Raw genomic sequence first — 20,037 nt, forward strand, 5'->3', positions numbered from 1 at the left:
AGCTCGCTGCTCTAACGACGCAAACGCGGCGTCGCTGATCTAGCGGCGCAAGCTGAAGGCTTCGGCCTTGTTGGTCGGGCCCGAAACGAGAATGGTGTCGTCGGCGGCGATGATGGTTTTCTCGTCGGTGTAGGTCCAAGTGCCACCGAGCGGGCGAACGGCCGTGACCGTGACTCCCGCGGTTGACCGCACACGAGACTCCCCCAGCGTCTTGCCGATAATCGCGGCCGGCGGGGCCATCTTGACGAGAGAGAAGTTGTCGCCAATCTCGAGGTAGTCCTGCATCGATCCCCGCACGAGGTGAGCGACGCGACGCCCCATCTCCTTCTCCGGGTAGATAACGTGGCTGACACCGAGCTGTTCCAAGATCGTGCCGTGCGCATCGCTGACGGCCTTGGCCCACACGTGCGCGACATTGAATCGCAACAGCAGCGACGTGGTCAGGATGCTCGCCTGAATGTCACTGCCGATCGCCACCACGACGCGGTCGAACTCGGGCACCGCCAACTGCTGCAGTACCTCCTCGCGCGTGGAGTCAGCCGAGACCACATGGGTCAACTGGCCATTCATCTCCTGCACGATCGACTCATCCAGATCGACGCCGAGCACTTCGGTGCCGTTGGCCATGAGTTCCAGCGCCAGAGCGCGACCGAAACGGCCCAACCCGATGACCACCACCGAATCTGCGGCGGCTACGGACGAGGCATCCGAGCCAGAGAACATGCGCAATTTAGCCAATGATCGGCCTTTCTTTGGGAAGTTCATACAGGACAGCGCGCTCACGCAGAGCGAGCGCGGTAGCAAAACCAATAGGGCCGAGGCGGCCCACAAACATAAGGACAGCCAAGATCAGTTGCGCGGCCACCGGCAGCTCGGGCGTGATGCCCTCCGAGAGGCCGACGGTGCCGAACGCCGACACCGTTTCGAACAGCACGGGGCCCAGCGGCAACCCCGAGAGCAACATGATGCTGATGGTGGATGTCGCGACAACGCCGACCGAGAGCAAGACCACCGCGATCGCCTGACGGTGCACCGCGCGCGACAGTCGCTTGCCAAAGACGTTCACGACGCCGTCTCCGCGCACCTCCGCGAGGAGGATGAAGAACAGCACCGCGAAGGTCGTGATCTTGATGCCACCGGCGGTGCCGGCGGGGCCACCACCGATGAACATGAGTGCGGTCATCCCGAACTGGCTTGCTTCGCTCATAGCGCCGATGTCGATGCTGTTGAAGCCAGCCGTGCGGGTTTGCACGGATTGGAAGAAGCCAGCCAGAAGTTTGGTCTGCCAGTCGAGGGGGCCAAGGGTGGCGGGGTTGTTCCACTCGATGAGCGTGATGTAGACGGTGCCGGCGACGAGCAACAGCGGGGTTGCTGCGATGACGATGCGGGTGTTCATGCTCCACTTGAGGCGGTTGCCGCCGTGCCGCAAGAGTTGCACGATCACGGGGAAACCGAGTCCGCCCAGGATGATCTCGGCACACAGCGTGAGCGAGACCACCGGGTCGTCAACAAACGAGATCATGTTGTTGCTGAAGAGGGCGAAGCCGGCGTTGTTAAACGACGACACCGCATGGAAGATCGCAAACCACGCCGCCTCCCCCACGCTGTAGCCGTAGCGCAGCAGAAACCAGAAGAAGAGGATGAGCGCGCCGATGCCCTCGATGATGAGCGAGATCTTGAGCACGCCAAGAATCAGCGAGCGCACATCGCCAAAGCCGACGCTCTTGGTCTCGGCAGCGGCCGTAATGCGTGAGCGCAGGGAGAGGCGGCGGACCACGGCGATGCCAATGATGGAGGCGAAGGTCATGACACCAAAGCCACCCACTTGGATGAGCACCATGATCACGACTTGCCCGAAACCGGTCCAGTAGGTCGGCGTATCGACAATGACATGGCCAGTCACGCACATCGCCGAGACCGCTGTGAAGAACGCCTCTACGAGCGTTGCGCCACCCGGACCGGTACGCGAAATGGGTAACGCCAGCAGGGCTGTGCCCGCTGCGATACCAATCAGAAACCCGAGGAGAGTCAGCTGTGCTGGATGAACCAGTTTTCGCTTATTACCCGCCCCACGGACGATATTGTGCACCGGCACACACTACGCCTGTTTGGGACCAAACAGCACGACTAATGTGTGCGATGCCCAACCGCCTGCCTAAGCGCTGATCGGCTCCAACACGAAGACCGGAATCTCGCGCTCAGTTTTGGCTTGGTAGTCCGCGTAGTCGGGGTAGGCCGCGACCGAACGCTCCCACCAGAGAGCCTTCTCGTCACCGGTCACTTCGCGTGCCATGAAATCGCCCTTGAAGCCCACATCGTGAAGCTCTACATGCGGATTAGCCACGATGTTGTGGTACCAGACCGGATGTTTCGGGGCGCCGCCCAGCGAAGCTACAACGGCGTAGTGGCCGTCGTGTTCCACGCGCATGAGGGCGGTCTTGCGCAGCTTGCCGGATTTGGCGCCGACCGTGGTCAAGACGATGATCGGCATCCCGCGCATGAGGTTACCTTCATGGCCATTGCTGGCCTCGAAGACCTCGGCCTGATTGCGGGCCCACTCTGATGTGCTGGGTTCGTATTCTCCTGTTAGCGGCATGCTTCCACGTTACCTTCCGGCGGCTGAAGACCTTACTCAGAGATAGGTAGTTTCTACTCATGCGCTGCCCTACGCTCAAGGGCTTTACTGGTCGCATGATCACTTCACAGCGCGGGCTGAAAAGCGCAACCGCCATCGCTATTGCGGCCGGCCTCACCGTTTCCCTTTCCGGTTGCTTCGGCAACCCCCTCGAGAGCTTCACCGACAACCTCATCGAGGACACCGTAGAGAACGCGATCGAGGGTGCAACCGGCGTCGATGTAGATGTTGACGGCGACGGCACGGGAGGCTCGCTGCCCAAGTCGTGGCCTGCAGAGGTTCCTGCCCCCGACGGCGACATTTTGTTCTCGCTCGGAATGGACGATGGCTACAGCGCGACGATTCAGGTGGACTCTGACGCGGCAGCCGAGGCAGGCTACGAGGCACTCATCTCCAGCGGTTTCGAAATGATCTCCGAACTTTCGCTCGGCGACAACGGTTACCTCTACGGTCTTGAGAGCGACAGCTGGATCATTCAGTACTCGTGGGGCACGACCGAGGAAGACGGCACGCTCGTGAACATGATCGTGTCCGCCGTCGAACAGTAGAAAGATTCCGAGCTAGAGGCGGTGGGATCGTAAGGTCACACCGCCGAAGCTAGCCGTTCATCGAAGCACAAGCATGTTTGATCGCGTCACGCACTGGCAAGCTGTGTACCAGTTTGCTCATTTCCTCGAACTGCGCAACGAAGTCGGCTTGAGATCCCAGAGCGCCAAAAACGCTGGAATCAGCCAAGAAGCTGTCCGGACCGCTAGGGTGCTGCACCCGCCGGCTTAACTCAGCGGAATGAGCATCATTCTGCGTCAGTGGATCTCCGTTGTCGTCAACGCCTTCGACGAACTTCGCCCACCCGGCCACGGTAAGCGCACAGGCGAGTGCGGCTCGCCCACCCTCGACACAGTGCTGGGCGATAGGAAGGACGAAAATGGGGATGCGATTAGACGCGTCCGTTGCCAAGCGTTCCAAGGTGTCGCGAATATGCGGGTTGGAATACCGCTCTAACAGAGTCTCGCTATAGCCCGAGTAATCGATGTTCTGGAGTTTCTGCAGGCTGGGGATGGCCTCCTTGGCCCAAAAGGCTCGCAACAACTCTCTCATCACGGGATCCTGCGCCGCATCGTGAACCAGGCGATAGCCCATGAGAAGCCCAAGATATGCAATGACTTGGTGGCTACCGTTCAGCAAACGAAGCTTCATAAGTTCGAAGGGAAGAACGTCGTCGACGAGTTCCACTCCAGCGTCAGCAAAAGGGGGACGTCCAAGGCCGAAGTTGTCCTCTAAAACCCACTGGAAAAAGTTCTCGCTAGCGACGGGCCACGAGTCGTCGATCCCGTATTCATCGCGAAGGTGCTGTAATTCAGAGGCCGCCGTGACCGGAGTGATGCGGTCAACCATTGAATTGGGAAAGACAACGTTCTTCTCGATCCAGTCTCCGAGTTCGGTAGAACGTAATGTCGCAAGTCCCACGGTGGCAGCTCGCGCGACATCCCCGTTAGAACGTATGTTGTCGCACGACATCACGGTGAAGGGCGCGATTCCCCGTTCACGTCGCAATCGCACAGCCTCGACGATGTAGCCAAAGGCCCCCGTCGGCCTACTCGGCGTAGACAAATCCGAAATGACCATGGGCGAATCGGGATCAAAGTCACCTGAAGCGTGGTTTTGCAGATAGCCGCCTTCGGTGATCGTAAGCGAAACGATCTTGGTTTCTGGGTCGGTTAGGCGTCGAAGCACTTGGTCAGGGTCATCCGGCCCAAAAATGTATTCGACGATTGAACCAATGACTCGCACACTTTCTTCGCCAGATGCCGCGCGTGTGACAAGCGAGTACAGCGAGTCCTGAGCCTGCATGACGTCTCTCATCACTGCATCATTCGGCATCAATCCGACACCACAGATCCCCCAATTGCGGTGTCCGGCTGCGAGGAGATCGTCGACGACAACCGCTTGGTGGGCACGGTGGAATCCGCCGACTCCTAAGTGCACGATCCCCACCGACACGTTCGCTCGGTCGTACTGAGGAACTGACACGCGCGGATCTAGGGACGTGAGTGAATCTGAGTTGAGAGCAAACACCATGACACATGGCCTTTCAATCGATCGAGTGGAATCTTAGCCGTCCGCGTGAGCGGTACCTTCGCCAGCGTTAGACGAGAATCTTGTCGTCTTTGCCGAAGACCTTCATGAGGATGACGACAGGGATCAGGCTGACGACAATGAGAATGGTGCCCATGGCTGATGCGTTCTCGTAGCGCCCGTAAGAGACGTTGCTGAATACCTGAATTGTCATCGTTGCCGTGCTGCTGCCGTAAAGAATCGCGGTCGCATTGAACTCACGGATGACTGTTGCCCACGTCAGCAGGGCGCCTGACACAATAGCGGGCACAATCATTGGCACGGTGATGCGCCAAAACGTCTGCGAGGGCGGTACGCCTAGGTTCACCGACGCTTCCTCTGCTGAGGTTCCCAGTTGACCCAGTAGCGATGAGATGGAACGTATGGAATAGGGCAAACGCCGCATGAAATACGCCATAACCAAGATCAGGCCGGTTCCGGCAAGGAAGAAGGGCGAGCTACCGAATCCCATGCTGAAGGCAATACCAAACACGACACCAGCCACAGCGTACGGAACCATTGAGAGCAGATCGATCGTGCTGCCCAACCGAGTCTTACGCCGTGCAATGACATATCCGATAATTGCTCCGGCCAACGTGCACGTCACGGTTGCAATGGTGGTGAACAACAGTGTGTTTCCTAGGGCCGGCAGCAGCGTCGCGTCGGTTGTATAGCCGTCAAGTGTGAAGTTCCAAGTAAATCGCTGAAATTCAGTCTTCAAGAATGACGTGACAATCACTGTGATCAGGGGCAAGACCGCAATGAGGATCACCCCGTAGACCGCGGCGATAACAAGGATTCGCTTAATTCCATGCAGCTCCATAGGGGCCAACGGCGTGACTGCCGACACTCCATACGCATGACGTTTCGCGTAGCTTCGCTGCAGAAGGAGCGCGCCGATGCAGACGACGAGCAGCACGACGGAGAATGAGGCTGCCTGCGAGAAGTCCGCGCCTTGAGCCTCATTGATGTAGGAGTTGTAGACGAGGGTCGGGAACACCCTCACGTTCTTTCCGATCACCGCCGGGGTACCGAAATCGGAGAACGCAGTCACGAAGACCAAGAGCATTCCCGTCGAGATGCCTCCTCGTAGCTGCGGAAGAATCGCCCGGAAGAAAGTACTTGTTCGAGTTCGGCCGAGGTTGATCGAACCGTCCTCGACGCTCTGGTCGACCGACGACAGCGCCGAACTCGTCATGAGGAAGACAAACGGCAGCCCCTGCAGGGTCAGGACGACCAACATTCCAGGAACACCGACGATGGACGGAAAGTCCAGTCCACCGGCAACCAAGGCTTTCCGCAAAATACCGTTGGCACCAAAAAGAAGGATCCAGGAATACGCTCCGATGAACGGTGGCGAGACAAGCGTCAACACCACAGCGGCGCGGATCGCTATCTTGCCCGGTACATTGAAGCGGTACACGAAGTAGGAGAGCGCCACCCCCACGAGCCCCGCCATCAGCGTCACCGTGATGCTGATGAGGAAGCTGTTGATCAATGACTCGAAGTAGTAAGCCTTGGTGAAGAGCTCTACATAGACACCGAGAACATCAGAATCTGTGCCAGCGAGGCTCTCAGTGAACATCCGCACGAGGGGATAGATCAGGAATACCGCAAATAGAACAACTGCCAGCAGGGGCATGAGGGACCAGAAGTTAAAGCCTTGGCGGTATTGGGCGAGCACGCCGCCCAGTCGCTGCTTGTGTTGATTGAAAGTAGTCATCACACCAACACGTCCTCGCGAGCTTCACGCTCAGCAGCGGCATCGTTCGCGAAGACAGCGACATCGGCGCTCACGAGCACAACTCCTACTGCTACACCCGGCTGCGCGCTCCTTGGGCACTCTGCAGAGGGAACGCGCAATAGCAACGTTTCCTCAACCCCGATATCAACACGCAGCTGAACCTGAGGCCCCAAATAGGAACGAGAAACTACGGTGCCAGCGAAGAGGGAATCCTCTCCGGCGTTGGCGAGACGGAGCTCTTCCGGGCGCAGCCCAATGTGACACGGTCCACTTGCGGCCTCGGGGAGACGCACCGGAACCGCTACTCCATTGGCTAGACGGGCGCTAGTTCCGCCATCCTGCAGTTGAGCGGGAATAAAGGCTCCTTCGCCAACGAACTTCGCAACAAACATGTGCTGTGGCGAGGCGTATATCTCCTCTGGAGTGCCCACTTGCAGAACTCTGCCGTTACTCATGACCGCTAGCCGGTCCGATATGTCCAGAGCTTCTTCCTGATCGTGGGTGACATAGATGGTGGTGATTCCGAGCTCCTGCTGGAGCTTTCGCACGTCGTTGCGCAGACGAACCCGCAACTTAGCGTCGAGGTTGGCAAGTGGCTCATCCATAAGAAGCACCCTGGGGCGAATCACTATGGCTCGAGCGATCACCACGCGCTGTTGCTGGCCGCCGGACAAGTTCCGCGGCATGCGGTCGCCATAACCTCCGAGGTCGACCATGGCGAGAGCTTCGTCTACGCGAACCTTGAGTTCGTCTTTGCTGATTTTGCGCGCACGCAGACCATACGCAACGTTCTCCCACACGGTGAGATGCGGGAAGATCGCATAATTCTGAAAGACCATCCCTGTGTCGCGACGATGCGCGGGAAGATCGTCAATCGTCACTGTGCCAATCCTGAGGCTGCCGGACGATTGCCGGTTGAAGCCGGCAATCGTCCGCAGCAGAGTGGTCTTACCGCAGCCACTCGGGCCCAGCAGAGTAAAGAACTCTCCCGATTCAATAGTGAAACTCGCGTCCTCAACAGCGACATTTCCGCCATATCGGATTTGGATTCCGTCCAACGTGACGGATGAGTCTTCATGATTCTGCATCGGTATATTCCTTTAAATCTGGGCCCAGAACGTGCAGGCAGGGTGCTTAGTTGACCGACGTGAGGATTGTCGTCCACTCGTCGAGGAAGGCTGCTTTGTCCGCAAGGACATCAGCGGGAACCTCAATGAGGTCGAGCGTCGACAAGTCCTGCAGAGTGTCCGGAGTCTCCGAATCCGTAGTGGTGGAACGCATGCCCTTGTGCTCGCCTTGCATCCACGTTTGAGTGTCGCTCGACAGCATCCAGTTCATGAATGCGTCAGCAGATTCCGGGTTGCTGCTGTTCTCCACGAGGTAGAACATGCCCACGTTCACAACGATGCCGTCTGTGGGGTACCCCGCCACAATGTCTTCGCCGTCAGCAACCTGATAGACGGATGCTTCTGCACCGATACCGATAGCCGCTTCACCGTTCGAAATGGCCTGAATTGGTCCGAGCGAGCTCTGCGCGATCACAACGTTCTGCGCAAACTTCTCTACGAGCGGCCAGCCGCCTGCCGCATACACAGCGGCGAGCGCGTTGAAAGCGCTACCTGACTGCGTGGGATCGGCGATCGATACCTCTCCTCGCCATTGCTCGTCGCCGAGTTCTTCCCATGAGGACGGTGCTGCACGACCATCGAGTACTTCGGTGTTGTAGCCGAAAATTACCGGATTCAAGATTGTGGGGATGGCGTACTCGCCCTTGATCCATCGTTCGTCAACATTGGAGACGTCGATCGAGCCCTCGTATGCACGATAGAGCTCGGGGTTCGAGTCGGCAGGACTAGATCCAGAAATCGCTACGTCAGTTTGGGGGTTGTCTTTCTCAGCAGCAACACGGGCGTCTGACTGACCTGAGCTCACTGAAACGACCTGAAGTTCAATGCCTGTTTCGCTCTGAAAGCGTTCAGCGAACTCCGGCATCGTCGATTCGGTCGAGTAGATGACGAGAGTCTCGCCGCTGGCCGGTTCCCCGGCGTCCGCGGCGCAGCCTGACAGCATCACCGCGACCGCGGCGATGGCCGCGATACTGAGCTTCTTGATAGTCATGATGAATTCTCCTTTGAATTGAATGTGATTGGTTCTCTGGGGGCTGGGGCGATCGCTCGCTAGCTCCCGGGCGAGATTGACAAGAAATTCGCACGCAGCGAGTCGAGTTCCTCCTGCTGCATGCCGTTGTCAATCAGGAAGCTCTCGACGGATCCGAATCGGCGACGAATCTCCGCCAAGGTTTCCGCTAGATAGCTGGGTGGTGCTTTGCGCGGGTCAGCCCCGAGGATCGCTCGTGGCAGGCCCGCCTTCTGGTAGAGGTCTCGGACGGCCCCGTTGAACTTGGCGCCCAGGATGATCTCGCTGGCGCCGTAATCCAACAGAACCGTTTCTTCGTCGACCCCCAGTACGAGGTGAATCAGGGCAATGATCAGCCCCGTACGGTCTTTTCCGGCTGTGCAATGCACGATAACCGGCGCCCCTTTGTGTTGCGCAATCGCTGAGATCGCTTCAACTAGTTTGGGCGCGTGATTGTCCAGCACCAGCTGGTACTGGCCAAGCAACGTAGGGAACGCGGAGAAGTCATGACTAAAGAGCGTCTCTTCAAAAATGGGGATTCGTCGGTAGTCGACAGCCGCAGGAAGCACGTCGGGCGCAGCATCCGCCTCAATTTTCTCGCGTAAATCAACAACAAGAGCGACGCCCAAAGCCGTAATTTCGCCAAGGTCTGCGTCGGACAGCGAGGAAAGCGCATCAGCCCGGTAAAGGACACCCTGTCGAACTGACTTGCCGTTCGCCACTGGGTACATCCCGGCGTCGCGTGCTTGGAACGTGCCTTCAGCAAGAATGCGACGCTCAGAGGCAGTCGGCGGCAAGATCGTCAGGTTCGTCATTGAATGGTGCCTTTCTGGGGAGCCGTTTGGCTTCGAGATTTACATTATGGGATATAGGTTTCAAATTGCAAGTAGCGCTAGTATTGGTGGAGCAGCCATGAGATGCACGCAAGTTGAGGAGCACAGTGAAGTCATCCGATAACCGGGAAAAAAGTTCATTAGGCCGCGCTGCCAGCTCTCTCGGCCGAGCCGATGCGATTCTCTTCGCTGCGCGGCGTTTCTACATCGACGGGGTTGCCCGTGCGGTGATCAGCGAAGAACTAGGCATCAGCAGGTTTCGCGTCGGCGGCTTGCTAGAAGAAGCACGTTCCGGCGGCTACGTGTCGATCGCACTCATGCGACCCGACGGTCTAGACGTAGATCGGGCCCGCGCCCTGATCGAAAAAACACCACTAGATCGCGCTCTGGTCTCCCCAACACTGGTCGAGGGAGACCTCGCAACAGTGCTTGCAGGAGCAGCGGGAGGCTACCTCACAGAGAACCTCGGCCCCAACGCCATCCTTGGTCTCTCCTCTGGGCGCACCACCCACATGATCGCGCGTTCGACTCAACGCCTCGCATGCTCCGCGATCGTTCAGACCACGGGTGTAGTCAAAGTGGACACTCTCACGGAGAGCCCGATAGAAACCATCCGTCGCTTGGCTCAACTCTCAGGCGCCGACAGCTACCCGATGTACGCGCCAGGGCTTCTTCCGTCGCCTGATCTCACTCAGGCGGTCGCGGCAGAACCCGGCATTGCGCGCACCGTAGCGATGTTCCCGCAGATCACGACCTTGGTGGCTTCCATTGCGACGTGGGGGCCCTACACCTCGGTGTTTCATGACGCCTGCGATGCAGAAGCTCTCGCCGAGATCAAAAAGACAGCCCCGGCGGCTGAAATTATTGGCACGCTCATAAACGCAGACGGCACGATTGTGAGCCCCGAATTCACGCGACGTTGTGTCGCTATGCAAACCGAAAACCTGCGGTCGGTCCCCGATGTAGTGGGAATTGGCGGAGGAGGCCATCAACACGAAGCCGTTCTTGCCGCCGTGCGTAGCGGAATCATAAACACGCTCGTGACTGATGCCGGAACCGCTGATTACGTGCTCGCAAATATGTAGCTTTCGTTCGGCTCGACGAGACTCCATCCCCGTGCACCACGAGCACTACAGCTCGGCGAGTACGTCCTCGAGCTCTACGCGGCCTTTGACCCCCAGCTTGCGGTAGATGCGCGCCAAGTGGTTATCCACCGTGCGCACCGAGAGCCCCAGCTGCTCGCCGATTTCACGACTGCGTTTACGGCCAGCGGCGGCTCGAGCGATTGTCCACTCCCGCTCGGTGAGCTCATCCGCGATGGCGTCGCCCGGCACGCGATCCATGTCGGCAGCGAGGCGGCGGGCGAGCAACGTGGCTTTACGCTCCAACTCGCTGCGATCGGCCTTGGCTGCGGTACGCGCGCCTTCCAGAAGGCCATCGACCGCGAGCGCAGCTACTCCCGAGGCAGCGAGAGTGGGGGCGATTTCGCAGAGGCGTGCGACATCCGCTTCGGCTGCGGCGTGAGCCCATTCGTGGATGCGGGCAATGAGCGGAGACGGCGAGAGTTGCGTCAGCAGTTCCAACTGTTCCAGCGCGGCTGCCGGATGCCCGACCCGAATCGCCACGGTCAGGGTGAGGGCGCTCAGCAGGAAGTGGCCCAGGATGATGCCTTCAGCAACGGCGGCAACGATGACCGCCGCCGCTTGTTCCGTACGCCCTTCGGCGGCAAGCAACCACGCCTCGCACTCGGCGCGCTGCAGAATGACTTTGGCGTCGCCCGCATGTTCCGGGGAAACCTCGGAGAGCAGTTCGCGCGCCGTTTCAGGCTCGCCCAGTTGCGCGTCGACGGTGGCATGGAGGGCGACGGCGGTGCCGAGGAGCCCGGTGAAGTCGCGCCATTTCAGCTGCTCGACCGCGAGCGTCGCGAGAGCCTGAGCATCACACAGTCGCCCCTCGTGTAGGCGAACGATGGCCAGCGCATACGACCACACGCCCGCCGAGTCAGCGAAGCGGTCGAGACGGCGTTGGGCAGCAAAGTCGCGAGCGCGCACGATCTCGGCATCAGCAACGAGGGCTAAGAACTCGGAGAGATCGAGAAGCGAACCCGCAAAGGGCGCCTCGAAGCGATAGGCCTCCGCCAAGGGACGGGTCTGAAGAATGGCAGCGAAGGCGTCGGCGGGGTTGCCCGCCATCGTCGCGATCATCGCCGCGGTGAGTCCCGCGTTCACGGCACCGAGTCCGCCGTCGGGCGATACCGGATCCGCCACTTCGGAGAGAGCCCCCGCATCTCCGGTCATGAGTTGCCACTTGGCGAGTTCCGGGCGCAGCACCGCTTGGGCACCGGCATCCATTCTCGACAATTCACACGTCACGCGATCGACGGCATCCGAAGGGCGAGAGAGTCGATAAACCATGTGCTGACCCCAGCGGGCAAGAGCGATGGCACGCTGTTCTTGATCCTGCGACAGTGCGATGGCGGACTCGAAAACGACCGACGACCGCTCTGACTCGGCCAGCGCCGAGAGCGCACTCGCCAACACGAGCTCGGGCGCGAAACGGCGTTCAGCGAGCTGGGCACGTTCAGCGAGAGAAGCTGCGACCGCATGGTCCCCGGCGGCATGCGCGTAGCTCGCCGCCCAGTCCAAGTCGTCATTACTGATCACGGCATCGGTGGTGGTGAGCAATACGGTTGCGGTGAAGCGCAGCTGCTGATCGCCCATCGGCATCAGTCGCCCGGCGATCTCCTTCACCAATTCGGCACGCTCGGCCTGCGCCAGATCGATCGTGAGGGCCTCGGCAAACAACGGATGGGCCAGGCGCACGAGCGGGGTGGTTTCGTCGCCGGCATGCTCGGCGATGCCTTCACTCGTGAGGTAAGCCAGAGCATCCCCCTCGTCGGCAGCGATAGCCGAACGCGGGATGGGTTGAGCGATCGCAATCAGTTGCGCCAGGCGACGCTGAGCCGCAGAAAGCTGCTCCACGCGGTCGGCAATCGTGGCGCGCACATGCTTGGGCAGTGTCGCCACCGACACCTCAACACCGAAATCACCACTGCGGATGCCGCCCGCCCTACCAGCAGCAAAGATCAGTTCCCGCAGCATCAGCGGGTTGCCGCGGCTCGCCTCGAACAGGGCTCGGAGGCTCTCGGGGCGCAGGGTGCCGCCCAAATACTGTTGGAGGATCGACTGGCTGTGTTCGAGACTCAACCCTTCTAGCTCCACGATGTCGATCAAGTTTTCGTGCAACAGACGCGCGATGGGGCCGTCGACCTCATGCGAGTCGCGAGCGGTGAGCAGCGTCGTGACACCGAAGACGCGCACAAGTTGGTACAGCACGCTGGCGGAGACGGCATCCAATAGCGGCGCGTCATCAATAACGAGAACGAACTTCTGCGGGTTCTCCCCCACCACTCCGACGAGCGCTTGAACGCGGTCGCTCACGCTCTCAATGTCATGTCTGCCGGCGCTGGCGAGCACCGGGGCGAGGGCTCCGAGTGGAACATCAACCAGCTCCGCGAGGCCGATAACGGGGATGACGGTGCGTCCATCGGCGCGGAGCGCGTGCGAGATGTGGGCGCCCAATGTTGTCTTGCCAACGCCGCTCGGACCGCGCAACATGACCGACCGCGGACGAGGGCCGCGAAGGGCCGCGAGCACAGCATCCCTCTCGCTTTCGCGGGGTACGACCGGCCAGCGCGCCATGAAGCCCCTCCCTCCCAGCAATAGTCAACGTCGCCGACAGCCTAGTGGCCGGGTGTTGCGAGGTGAATAACGATTCTGTGAGGCATGCTGGAGAGGCCGTTGCCCGCCGCCGATTTCAGGAGCCCTGCGCCATGATCACGATTGCCCTTCCCGACCAGCAGATCTTCGACCGACTCGCGCCGCAGTTGCCCGACGCCAACGTGATTGTGTGGTGCCCCGCTGACGGCGCGCCGCCGGTGCATATCGACCTCGTGCTTGTCGGCTATTTAGGCGCATCCGGTGGTCTCGGCGCGTTCGCCGGAATGGATGTCGCGGCCATCCAGTCTCAGTCGCTCGGTTATGACGGCATCGAGAATCGGCTGCCCGCCGGCATCACCTACTGCAATGCTGTCGGAGTACACGAAGCCTCCACGGCCGAACTCGCTGTGGGCATGATCATCTCCGAACAGCGCGGCTTTCCCGCGCACTTCGCGAACCAGCAGACCGGCACATGGGACCAGCACGAGCAGCCCGGGGTTGCTGGCAAGACCGTCGTGATCGTGGGTGCCGGCGGAGTCGGAAACCAGATCGCCGACAAGCTCGCCCCTTTCGATGCCAACGTCGTGCGCGTCGCCCGCAGCAACCGCAGCGACGAACGCGGAGCCGTTCAATCCATGGATGCGCTTCCCTCGCTGTTGGCGAAAGCCGATATCGTCGCGATCGCCGTTCCCCTCAGCGAAGCCACGACGAACCTCGTCGACGCCGCCTTCCTGGAGGCGATGAAACCCGGCGCGCTGCTCGTGAATGTATCTCGCGGCAAGATCGTGGACACCGACGCTCTTGTGGCGGCGGCATCCGCTGGCCACGTTCGAGCAGCGCTCGACGTCACCGAACCCGAACCGCTGCCCAGCGATCACCCGCTCTGGTCAACTCCCGGCGTGACAATCACGCCCCACATCGGCGGAGCAACCTCAGCGATGCACGCTCGAGTGGATGCCCTCATGCGCGAGCAGACACGGCGCCTCGTCGCGGGTGAGCCCCTGGCCCATGTGGTGGTTGACGGGCGCTAGCGGGCTCTGGGATCCGACACTCGGGTCGATTCGCGCACGACGAGCTCGGGGCGAAATACAGTTTGGCGCGGAATCATCGTGGGATCCGCGGCTTCTTCGAGCAGCACCCGAAGGGCCGTCTGGCCAATCATCGCGCTCGGCTGACGAATCGATGACAGCGGAACAGCAGCGGCGCTAGCAAAAGCGATGTCGTCGAAACCGATGAGTGCGATTTGCTGCGGAACTAGCAGCGATCCGTCCACAATGAGCGACTGCAAAAGCCCGAGCGCCAGAAGATCGTTCGCGGCAAAGACTGCATCGGGTCGATGCCGACGAGGACGTTCCAAAAGCCGACGGCCTGCCGTGACGCCCTCTTCCACGGTGAGGGCGGCGGAGGCAATGACTTCCATCTCCACGTCGAGCTCGCAGTTCTCAACGGCAACGCGAGCGCCCTCCAGCCGGTCCCGCACTTGATGAAGGTCGAGCGGCCCGCCGACGAAAGCAAGACGACGGCGACCGGTGTCGATCAGATGCTGAGCAGCAATCTGCCCGCCCGCCACGCTGTCGACCGCAACAGAACTGAACTGACCATCGACATTGACCCTGTCGACGAGCACTGCAGGAATGTCGCGTGATTTCAGCAGCTGAAGGCGAGCGTTGATGTCACCATAAGGAGAAATCAGCACTCCACGAACGCGCTGCTCCTCGAACAGGTCGAGGTACATGCCTTCACGTCGCGAGTCCTCGTCGGTGTTGCCAACGAGTATCGCGATGCCGTTCTTGGAACCTTCGTTTTCTGCCCCGCGGACGACCTGATTGAAGAACGGATTCTGGCCGTCGAGAACCACGAAACCTACGGTGGAGCTGGTGCCAGCCCGCAAGCGGCGGGCAGCGTCATTGCGAATGTAGCCGAGCTCATCAATCGCGTGTTTGACGAGGGCACCGGATACCGGAGAGACCTCAGTCGGTTTGTTGAGGAAGTTGGAGACCGTTCCGACGGATACTCCGGCAAGACGCGCGACGTCGCGAATACTTGCGGCAGCCATTGCTCTCCTGACGGGAATAGGGGCTGGGTGCAGGAATGGCCCACGGGTCTCTCAACCGGTGGGCCATTCGCGCCAAAGCGGGTGCCTTAGAAGTCGAAGTCCGCGATGTTGTCCTTGTTGAAGGTGTACGGGTCACCCAGCAGCACAACGCCGTCGGCGCCTACCGTGTAGCTTCCGAGCTTTCCGGCGTCGAACTCGTCGCCTTCTGCACCGGTGATGTCGCCCTCGATGAGTGCCTTGGCACCGTAAGCAGCGAGGTAACCGAGGTCACCCGGGTTCCACAGAGCGAATGCGGTGACGGTTCCGTCATTGACGAAGTCACGCATCTGGTTCGGGGTTCCGAGGCCGGTCAGCTGAACCTTGCCCTTGAAGGACGAGTCCTGGAGGTAACGAGCCGCAGCCGAAATACCAACAGTGGTCGGCGAAACGATGCCCTTGAGTTCCGGGTAGGTCTGCAGCAGTGCCGCAGTCTTGTCGAACGAGGTCTGGTCGTCGTCGTCGCCGTAAACAACCTCGACGAGCTCGATGTCGGGGTGGTTGGCGGCGAGCTCAGTCTTCATGAGTTCGATCCATGCGTTCTGGTTCGTTGCGTTGGCGGTAGCCGAAAGAATAGCGATCTGGCCTGCATCACCAATTTGCTCAGCAATCAGGTCAACCTGAACCTTAGCGATTCCTTCAGAGTCAGCCTGGTTGATGAAGAGGTCGCGGCAGTCGGGGCTGGTGTCAGCGTCGAAGGTTACTACCTTGACGCCAGCGTCGCGTGCCTCGCCAATGGCGTCGCACAGAGCTGACGGGTCATTAGCGGAAAGTGCGATAGCGCCGACACCCTGCTGTGTGAGGGTGTTGATGTAGCTGACCTGGCCGTCGGGGCTTCCCGTTGCGGGGCCAACTTCAGCGTACGTTCCACCGAACTCTGCGATGGCTTCTTCTCCACCGGCATCCGAGGTGTCAAAGTAGGCATTTCCGAGGTTCTTGGGCAGGAAGGTGATAGCCAAGTTGCCATCGCCATCGCCACCGCTGTCTCCACCGGTTGCGGCGCAACCTGTGGCCACAAGCGCGAAGCTCACTGCGAGTGCAGCGAATGCTCCGGCGCGCTTTGAAGAGTTAAACATCGTCGTTCTCCTTTAGGGATGTGAGTCGATGACTGTGACACCGACACTGGTGCGGGAAACTCAACCGGTCGCGGTCGGTGAGCTGCCTTTGGTTCCTCCGGGTCGACCGCGCTTACTGCGCAGCCAAGCCAAGAAGCTTGTTCCCACCACAGACGCGATCAGCAGCGTTCCTGTGATGACGTTGATGACGTCGGACGTGACGTTGGCGAGTCGAAGAGCACTCGCGAGGGTTCCGATGAGCAGCACCCCAGCGAGCACTCCGGGGAGAGCTCCACGGCCGCCGAAGATCGAGACACCACCGAGGAGCACTGCCGCGATGACGGAGAGCTCCAGGCCGGTGGCGTTGTCGCCGCGGGCGCTGCCGAATCGAAGCGTGTAGTAGATGCCGGCAAGCGCCGACACAATTCCACTGAGCATGAAGAGGATGAATTTAGTGCGCTCTACGTTCACACCCGAGAAGCGTGCCGCCTCGGGGCTGAGTCCGATCGCGAAGATGCCGCGGCCGAAAGTGGTGAAGTGCAACAGGATGCCGAACACTAGGGCCAGCACCACAATCAGAATCACGACACTCGGGATCGCCGTGTCGCCGATTTTTGACTTCGCAAGGTCGGTCCAGAACTTGTTGAACTCGGTGACCGCTGTAGTTCCCAATAGGCCGACAGCGAGCCCGCGGTACAGTGCGAGGGTTCCAATGGTCACCGCCAGGGACGGAAGGCCGACGATCGTGATGAGCGCCCCGTTGATTGCTCCAGCGATCAGACCAACCAGCAGAGCAACCAGAGCAGCGGCCGGAATCGGCATCCCGTTTTGGTGAAGCACTCCGACGGTCACGCTCGACAGACCGACGATGCTGGCCACTGACAGGTCAATCTCGCCGGTGATAATCACAAGCGTCATCGGCAGGGCGATCAAAAGAATGGGCGCAATGTCAAGGAAGAGGTAGGTAATCGTGATCGGCTGTGCGAAGGCGCGAACAGACATCATTGAGACGATGATGACGAGGGCGAGGGCGCCAATGACGGCGGCTTCCCGCGAGATGAGAAGGCGGCGCCAGAGGGGCTGAGAGTAGTCGCGGTACGTGCGTGCCGCTGTGGTGCCGGTCATGACTCGTCCCTCATTTCCAGTAGTTTGCGAGATTGTCGAACGGCGAGAACACGGTCAAGCACAATCGCGCCGATGATGAGCACGCCGACCACCGCCCGTTGCCAGAAGTCCTGCACGCCCAGAATGGGCAGCGCACGGTTGATCGTGAGCAACAAGAACGCGCCAATGGCCGCACCCCACACTGTTCCGCTGCCGCCGAAGATGGCGACACCACCGATCACGGCCGCACCGACTGCTTGCAGCTCTAAGTTCACACCCGCCTGCGAGCTCACCGTGCCGTAGCGGGCTGCGTAGAGAACACCGGCGAGTCCGGCAAGAGCTCCCGAGAAAATGAATGCGACGAGAACACGCTGCGTGACCTTGAGCCCGTAAAGGTTCGCGGCTTCGGGGTCAGACCCGATGGCGTACAACTCGCGACCGGCGCGCTGCGTGCGCAGGAACCATCCCGCAGCCACCAGCACTACTAGGGCAATGATCGTGAGCCAGGGGATGCCGAACAAGGAACTTGTACCCAAGCTCAAGAACGCCGAGGGAAGGTCGGAGCCATTGATGCGGTCGCTTCCCGTCCACAACACGTTGATGCCGCGGTAGGCATACAAGGTACCGAGGGTGATAACGAGCGCTGGCACTTTAGCGAAAGCGACTAATGCGCCATTGATGAGACCCAGCAGTCCACCAAAGACGATTCCAATCACAAACACCGCAATGATCGGGATGCCGGGGAGATCAATAAAGAGACGGCCAGTCAAGTACGCCGTGAGTCCCAACACCGAACCGACCGACAGGTCGACGCTGCGGGTAATGATCACGATCGCTTGGCCGACCGCAAGCAACAGCAGAATCGACGGCGTCAGCAGCAGGTCACGAAAACCATCCGGGCTAAAGAGGAAGGTGGGGTTACGTGCTGTCGCGACAACCACGACGAGCACGAGCGCGATCATGATTCCGGTCTCGCGCGCCTTGATCAGTTTGCTGAGCATTTTCATGAGGCCACCTCCGCGTGGGTTGCGGCGAACATGACGGACTCAGCCGTGGCGTCCGCTCGATCAATTTCTGCAGTGATGCGGCCTTCATGCACCACGAGAACTCGGTCGGCCATGCCCAGGACTTCGGGCAGTTCGCTCGAGATCATGATGATGGCGAGGCCTTCCACGGCGAGCTCCGAGAGCAAGCGGTGAACTTCGGCCTTGGTGCCGACGTCGATGCCTCGCGTTGGTTCATCGACGATGAGCAGGCTCGGGTTGGTGGCGAGCCATTTGGCGAGCACCACCTTCTGCTGGTTGCCACCGCTGAGGGTGCCGACTTCGGTATCGAGTGCCGAGGCCTTCACTTCGAGCTTGTTTGCCCAGGTACGAGCGCTGGCATTCTCGACTGCACTCGTGATGAAACCGAACTTGGCGAGCGCCGAGCGGATAGCAAGCGTGGCGTTCTTAGCAACGGATGACTCGAGCACCAGTCCTTGGCGACGTCGATCTTCGGGCACCAAGGCCAGCCCGAGGTTCATCGCAGCGGCCGGGTTGCGCTTGGGAATGCGAGTGCCGTTGATCGTCACCGTTCCCGTCTTATAAGGATCGACGCCAAAGATAGCGCGGGCGATCTCACTCCGGCCGGCACCTACAAGACCGGCGAGCGCCACAATCTCCCCAGCACGGACCGAGAAGTTGATGTCGTGAAACTCACCAGGTTCGGTCAGGCCCGAGACTACGAGGACTTCGTCACCGATAGGCGCATCGATCTTAGGGAACAGCGAGGCCACATCGCGGCCGACCATCTGGCGAACGATTTCGTCGACAGTCGTCTCGGCGATCGGGCTCGTAGAAATGTAAGCACCATCGCGCATGATGGTGACGGTGTCGCAGAGGTCGAAGACTTCTTCGAAGCGGTGAGAGATGAAGAGAAGTGCACGACCTTCATCGCGAAGGCTGCGGGCGACAGCGAAGAGACGCTCTACCTCAACCCCGCTCAGGGCAGCGGTTGGCTCATCCATCACAAGCACTTTGGCGTCGAGCGAGATGGCCTTCGCGATTTCGATGATCTGCTGGTCGGCGATCGAGAGCCCCTGCGTCGGGCGGTCGGGGTCGATGCGAACGCCAAGACGCTCGAAGAGGCCGAGCGCTTCGGTGTGCATCTTCTTGCGATCGATGCGACCGAGCGACTTGATGGGCTGGCGGCCCATAAAAATGTTCTCCGTAACCGACAGGTCAGGAAAGAGCGTCGGCTCTTGGTAGATAACCGCGATGCCCGCGCTCTTGGACTGAGCGGTCGACGTGAAATCAACGGTCGTGCCTTCGAGAGTGAAGTCGCCGCCATCGCGCTGGTACAGCCCGGCGATGATCTTCACGAGTGTGGACTTGCCTGCACCGTTCTCGCCAACGAGGGCGTGGATCGAACCGGGGTGCAGGGCGAGTGTGCCGTTGGTTAGCGCGACCACCGAGCCAAAAGTCTTCGCGATGCGCGAGAGCTCAAGCGTGGGTGCGCTTGGCTGCGTGCTGTTCGACATCGTTGTCTACCTCGTCGTATTTGATGAACTCGAACTGAATCGATTCAGTCGATGTTCAGAAACGATAGGTGGGATGCACCGCT

Annotated in this window: 17 protein-coding genes; 3 read left to right on the forward strand and 14 right to left on the reverse strand. The window is 60.2% G+C overall.

The window, feature by feature from the left end; genetic code table 11:
• Positions 1–39 precede the first annotated feature (39 nt).
• The 3 genes from CLV85_RS00230 to CLV85_RS00240 all read right to left on the reverse strand — a co-directional run bounded on the left by CLV85_RS00230 (position 40) and on the right by CLV85_RS00240 (position 2,596).
• Complete coding sequence (locus CLV85_RS00230) at positions 40–738, reverse strand: potassium channel family protein (protein ID WP_229820438.1); 699 nt, start codon at positions 736–738, stop codon at positions 40–42.
• Positions 731–2,089 (reverse strand): TrkH family potassium uptake protein, encoded by a 1,359-nt coding sequence (locus CLV85_RS00235; protein ID WP_100389203.1) that lies wholly within the window; start codon positions 2,087–2,089, stop codon positions 731–733. Before CLV85_RS00235 ends, CLV85_RS00230 begins: the two co-directional genes overlap by 8 nt.
• Positions 2,090–2,155: 66 nt before the next feature.
• Entirely contained in the window at positions 2,156–2,596 is a 441-nt protein-coding gene (locus CLV85_RS00240; RefSeq protein ID WP_100387620.1) for a nitroreductase family deazaflavin-dependent oxidoreductase, read from the reverse strand.
• 95 nt (positions 2,597–2,691) lie between these two features.
• Between CLV85_RS00240 and CLV85_RS00245 the strand changes: the two genes are divergently transcribed.
• Entirely contained in the window at positions 2,692–3,183 is a 492-nt protein-coding gene (locus CLV85_RS00245; protein WP_147433324.1) for a hypothetical protein, read from the forward strand.
• Between the two features lie 49 nt (positions 3,184–3,232).
• Here the strand turns inward: CLV85_RS00245 and CLV85_RS00250 are convergent, their stop codons facing one another.
• The 5 genes from CLV85_RS00250 to CLV85_RS00270 form a co-directional block, all read right to left on the reverse strand.
• Complete coding sequence (locus CLV85_RS00250; RefSeq protein WP_158592980.1) at positions 3,233–4,636, reverse strand: mannitol dehydrogenase family protein; 1,404 nt, start codon at positions 4,634–4,636, stop codon at positions 3,233–3,235.
• A gap of 145 nt (positions 4,637–4,781) precedes the next feature.
• Positions 4,782–6,473, reverse strand: a complete 1,692-nt coding sequence (locus CLV85_RS00255) for an ABC transporter permease (RefSeq protein WP_100387623.1) — start codon at positions 6,471–6,473, stop codon at positions 4,782–4,784.
• Entirely contained in the window at positions 6,473–7,582 is a 1,110-nt protein-coding gene (locus tag CLV85_RS00260; RefSeq protein ID WP_100387624.1) for an ABC transporter ATP-binding protein, read from the reverse strand. Before CLV85_RS00260 ends, CLV85_RS00255 begins: the two co-directional genes overlap by 1 nt.
• A gap of 46 nt (positions 7,583–7,628) precedes the next feature.
• Positions 7,629–8,612, reverse strand: a complete 984-nt coding sequence (locus CLV85_RS00265; RefSeq protein WP_100387625.1) for an ABC transporter substrate-binding protein — start codon at positions 8,610–8,612, stop codon at positions 7,629–7,631.
• Between the two features lie 59 nt (positions 8,613–8,671).
• Entirely contained in the window at positions 8,672–9,445 is a 774-nt protein-coding gene (locus CLV85_RS00270; RefSeq protein WP_100387626.1) for a tyrosine-protein phosphatase, read from the reverse strand.
• 125 nt (positions 9,446–9,570) lie between these two features.
• On the opposite strand from CLV85_RS00270, the gene CLV85_RS00275 reads away from it, so the two are divergent.
• Positions 9,571–10,548: a sugar-binding transcriptional regulator gene (locus tag CLV85_RS00275; RefSeq protein ID WP_100387627.1), complete on the forward strand. Its 978-nt coding sequence runs from the start codon at positions 9,571–9,573 to the stop codon at positions 10,546–10,548.
• A 45-nt stretch (positions 10,549–10,593) separates the two neighbouring features.
• Here the strand turns inward: CLV85_RS00275 and CLV85_RS00280 are convergent, their stop codons facing one another.
• Complete coding sequence (locus CLV85_RS00280; protein ID WP_100387628.1) at positions 10,594–13,164, reverse strand: helix-turn-helix transcriptional regulator; 2,571 nt, start codon at positions 13,162–13,164, stop codon at positions 10,594–10,596.
• A 131-nt stretch (positions 13,165–13,295) separates the two neighbouring features.
• On the opposite strand from CLV85_RS00280, the gene CLV85_RS00285 reads away from it, so the two are divergent.
• Entirely contained in the window at positions 13,296–14,213 is a 918-nt protein-coding gene (locus CLV85_RS00285; protein WP_100387629.1) for an NAD(P)-dependent oxidoreductase, read from the forward strand.
• Here the strand turns inward: CLV85_RS00285 and CLV85_RS00290 are convergent.
• The 5 genes from CLV85_RS00290 to CLV85_RS00310 form a co-directional block, all read right to left on the reverse strand.
• On the reverse strand, positions 14,210–15,238 hold the full coding sequence (locus tag CLV85_RS00290) for a LacI family DNA-binding transcriptional regulator (protein WP_100387630.1): 1,029 nt from the start codon (positions 15,236–15,238) through the stop codon (positions 14,210–14,212). The genes CLV85_RS00285 and CLV85_RS00290 overlap by 4 nt on opposite strands.
• An 86-nt stretch (positions 15,239–15,324) precedes the next feature.
• Complete coding sequence (gene rhaS / locus CLV85_RS00295) at positions 15,325–16,350, reverse strand: rhamnose ABC transporter substrate-binding protein (RefSeq protein WP_100387631.1); 1,026 nt, start codon at positions 16,348–16,350, stop codon at positions 15,325–15,327.
• A gap of 60 nt (positions 16,351–16,410) precedes the next feature.
• Positions 16,411–17,454, reverse strand: a complete 1,044-nt coding sequence (locus tag CLV85_RS00300) for an ABC transporter permease (RefSeq protein ID WP_100387632.1) — start codon at positions 17,452–17,454, stop codon at positions 16,411–16,413.
• Positions 17,451–18,440 carry an ABC transporter permease gene (locus CLV85_RS00305; protein WP_100387633.1) on the reverse strand — a complete coding sequence of 330 codons (990 nt, stop codon included), beginning with the start codon at positions 18,438–18,440 and terminating at the stop codon, positions 17,451–17,453. The genes CLV85_RS00300 and CLV85_RS00305 overlap by 4 nt, the downstream gene beginning before the upstream one ends.
• Complete coding sequence (locus CLV85_RS00310) at positions 18,437–19,954, reverse strand: sugar ABC transporter ATP-binding protein (RefSeq protein ID WP_100387634.1); 1,518 nt, start codon at positions 19,952–19,954, stop codon at positions 18,437–18,439. The genes CLV85_RS00305 and CLV85_RS00310 overlap by 4 nt, the downstream gene beginning before the upstream one ends.
• Positions 19,955–20,037: the final 83 nt, after the last annotated feature.

The sequence above is a fragment of the Salinibacterium amurskyense genome (genome assembly GCF_002797685.1).
GTDB classification, from domain to species: Bacteria; Actinomycetota; Actinomycetes; order Actinomycetales; family Microbacteriaceae; genus Rhodoglobus; species Rhodoglobus amurskyensis.

Bases quoted from the DNA above. Each gene is read 5' to 3' on its own strand.
- CLV85_RS00240 (WP_100387620.1), bottom strand. From the start codon at position 2,596: ATGCCGCTAACAGGAGAATACGAACCCAGCACATCAGAGTGGGCCCGC.
- CLV85_RS00245 (WP_147433324.1), top strand. From the start codon at position 2,692: ATGATCACTTCACAGCGCGGGCTGAAAAGCGCAACCGCCATCGCTATT.
- CLV85_RS00255 (WP_100387623.1), bottom strand. From the start codon at position 6,473: ATGACTACTTTCAATCAACACAAGCAGCGACTGGGCGGCGTGCTCGCC.
- CLV85_RS00260 (WP_100387624.1), bottom strand. From the start codon at position 7,582: ATGCAGAATCATGAAGACTCATCCGTCACGTTGGACGGAATCCAAATC.
- CLV85_RS00265 (WP_100387625.1), bottom strand. From the start codon at position 8,612: ATGACTATCAAGAAGCTCAGTATCGCGGCCATCGCCGCGGTCGCGGTG.
- CLV85_RS00270 (WP_100387626.1), bottom strand. From the start codon at position 9,445: ATGACGAACCTGACGATCTTGCCGCCGACTGCCTCTGAGCGTCGCATT.
- CLV85_RS00280 (WP_100387628.1), bottom strand. From the start codon at position 13,164: ATGGCGCGCTGGCCGGTCGTACCCCGCGAAAGCGAGAGGGATGCTGTG.
- CLV85_RS00285 (WP_100387629.1), top strand. From the start codon at position 13,296: ATGATCACGATTGCCCTTCCCGACCAGCAGATCTTCGACCGACTCGCG.
- CLV85_RS00290 (WP_100387630.1), bottom strand. From the start codon at position 15,238: ATGGCTGCCGCAAGTATTCGCGACGTCGCGCGTCTTGCCGGAGTATCC.
- rhaS (WP_100387631.1), bottom strand. From the start codon at position 16,350: ATGTTTAACTCTTCAAAGCGCGCCGGAGCATTCGCTGCACTCGCAGTG.
- CLV85_RS00300 (WP_100387632.1), bottom strand. From the start codon at position 17,454: ATGACCGGCACCACAGCGGCACGCACGTACCGCGACTACTCTCAGCCC.
- CLV85_RS00305 (WP_100387633.1), bottom strand. From the start codon at position 18,440: ATGAAAATGCTCAGCAAACTGATCAAGGCGCGCGAGACCGGAATCATG.
- CLV85_RS00310 (WP_100387634.1), bottom strand. From the start codon at position 19,954: ATGTCGAACAGCACGCAGCCAAGCGCACCCACGCTTGAGCTCTCGCGC.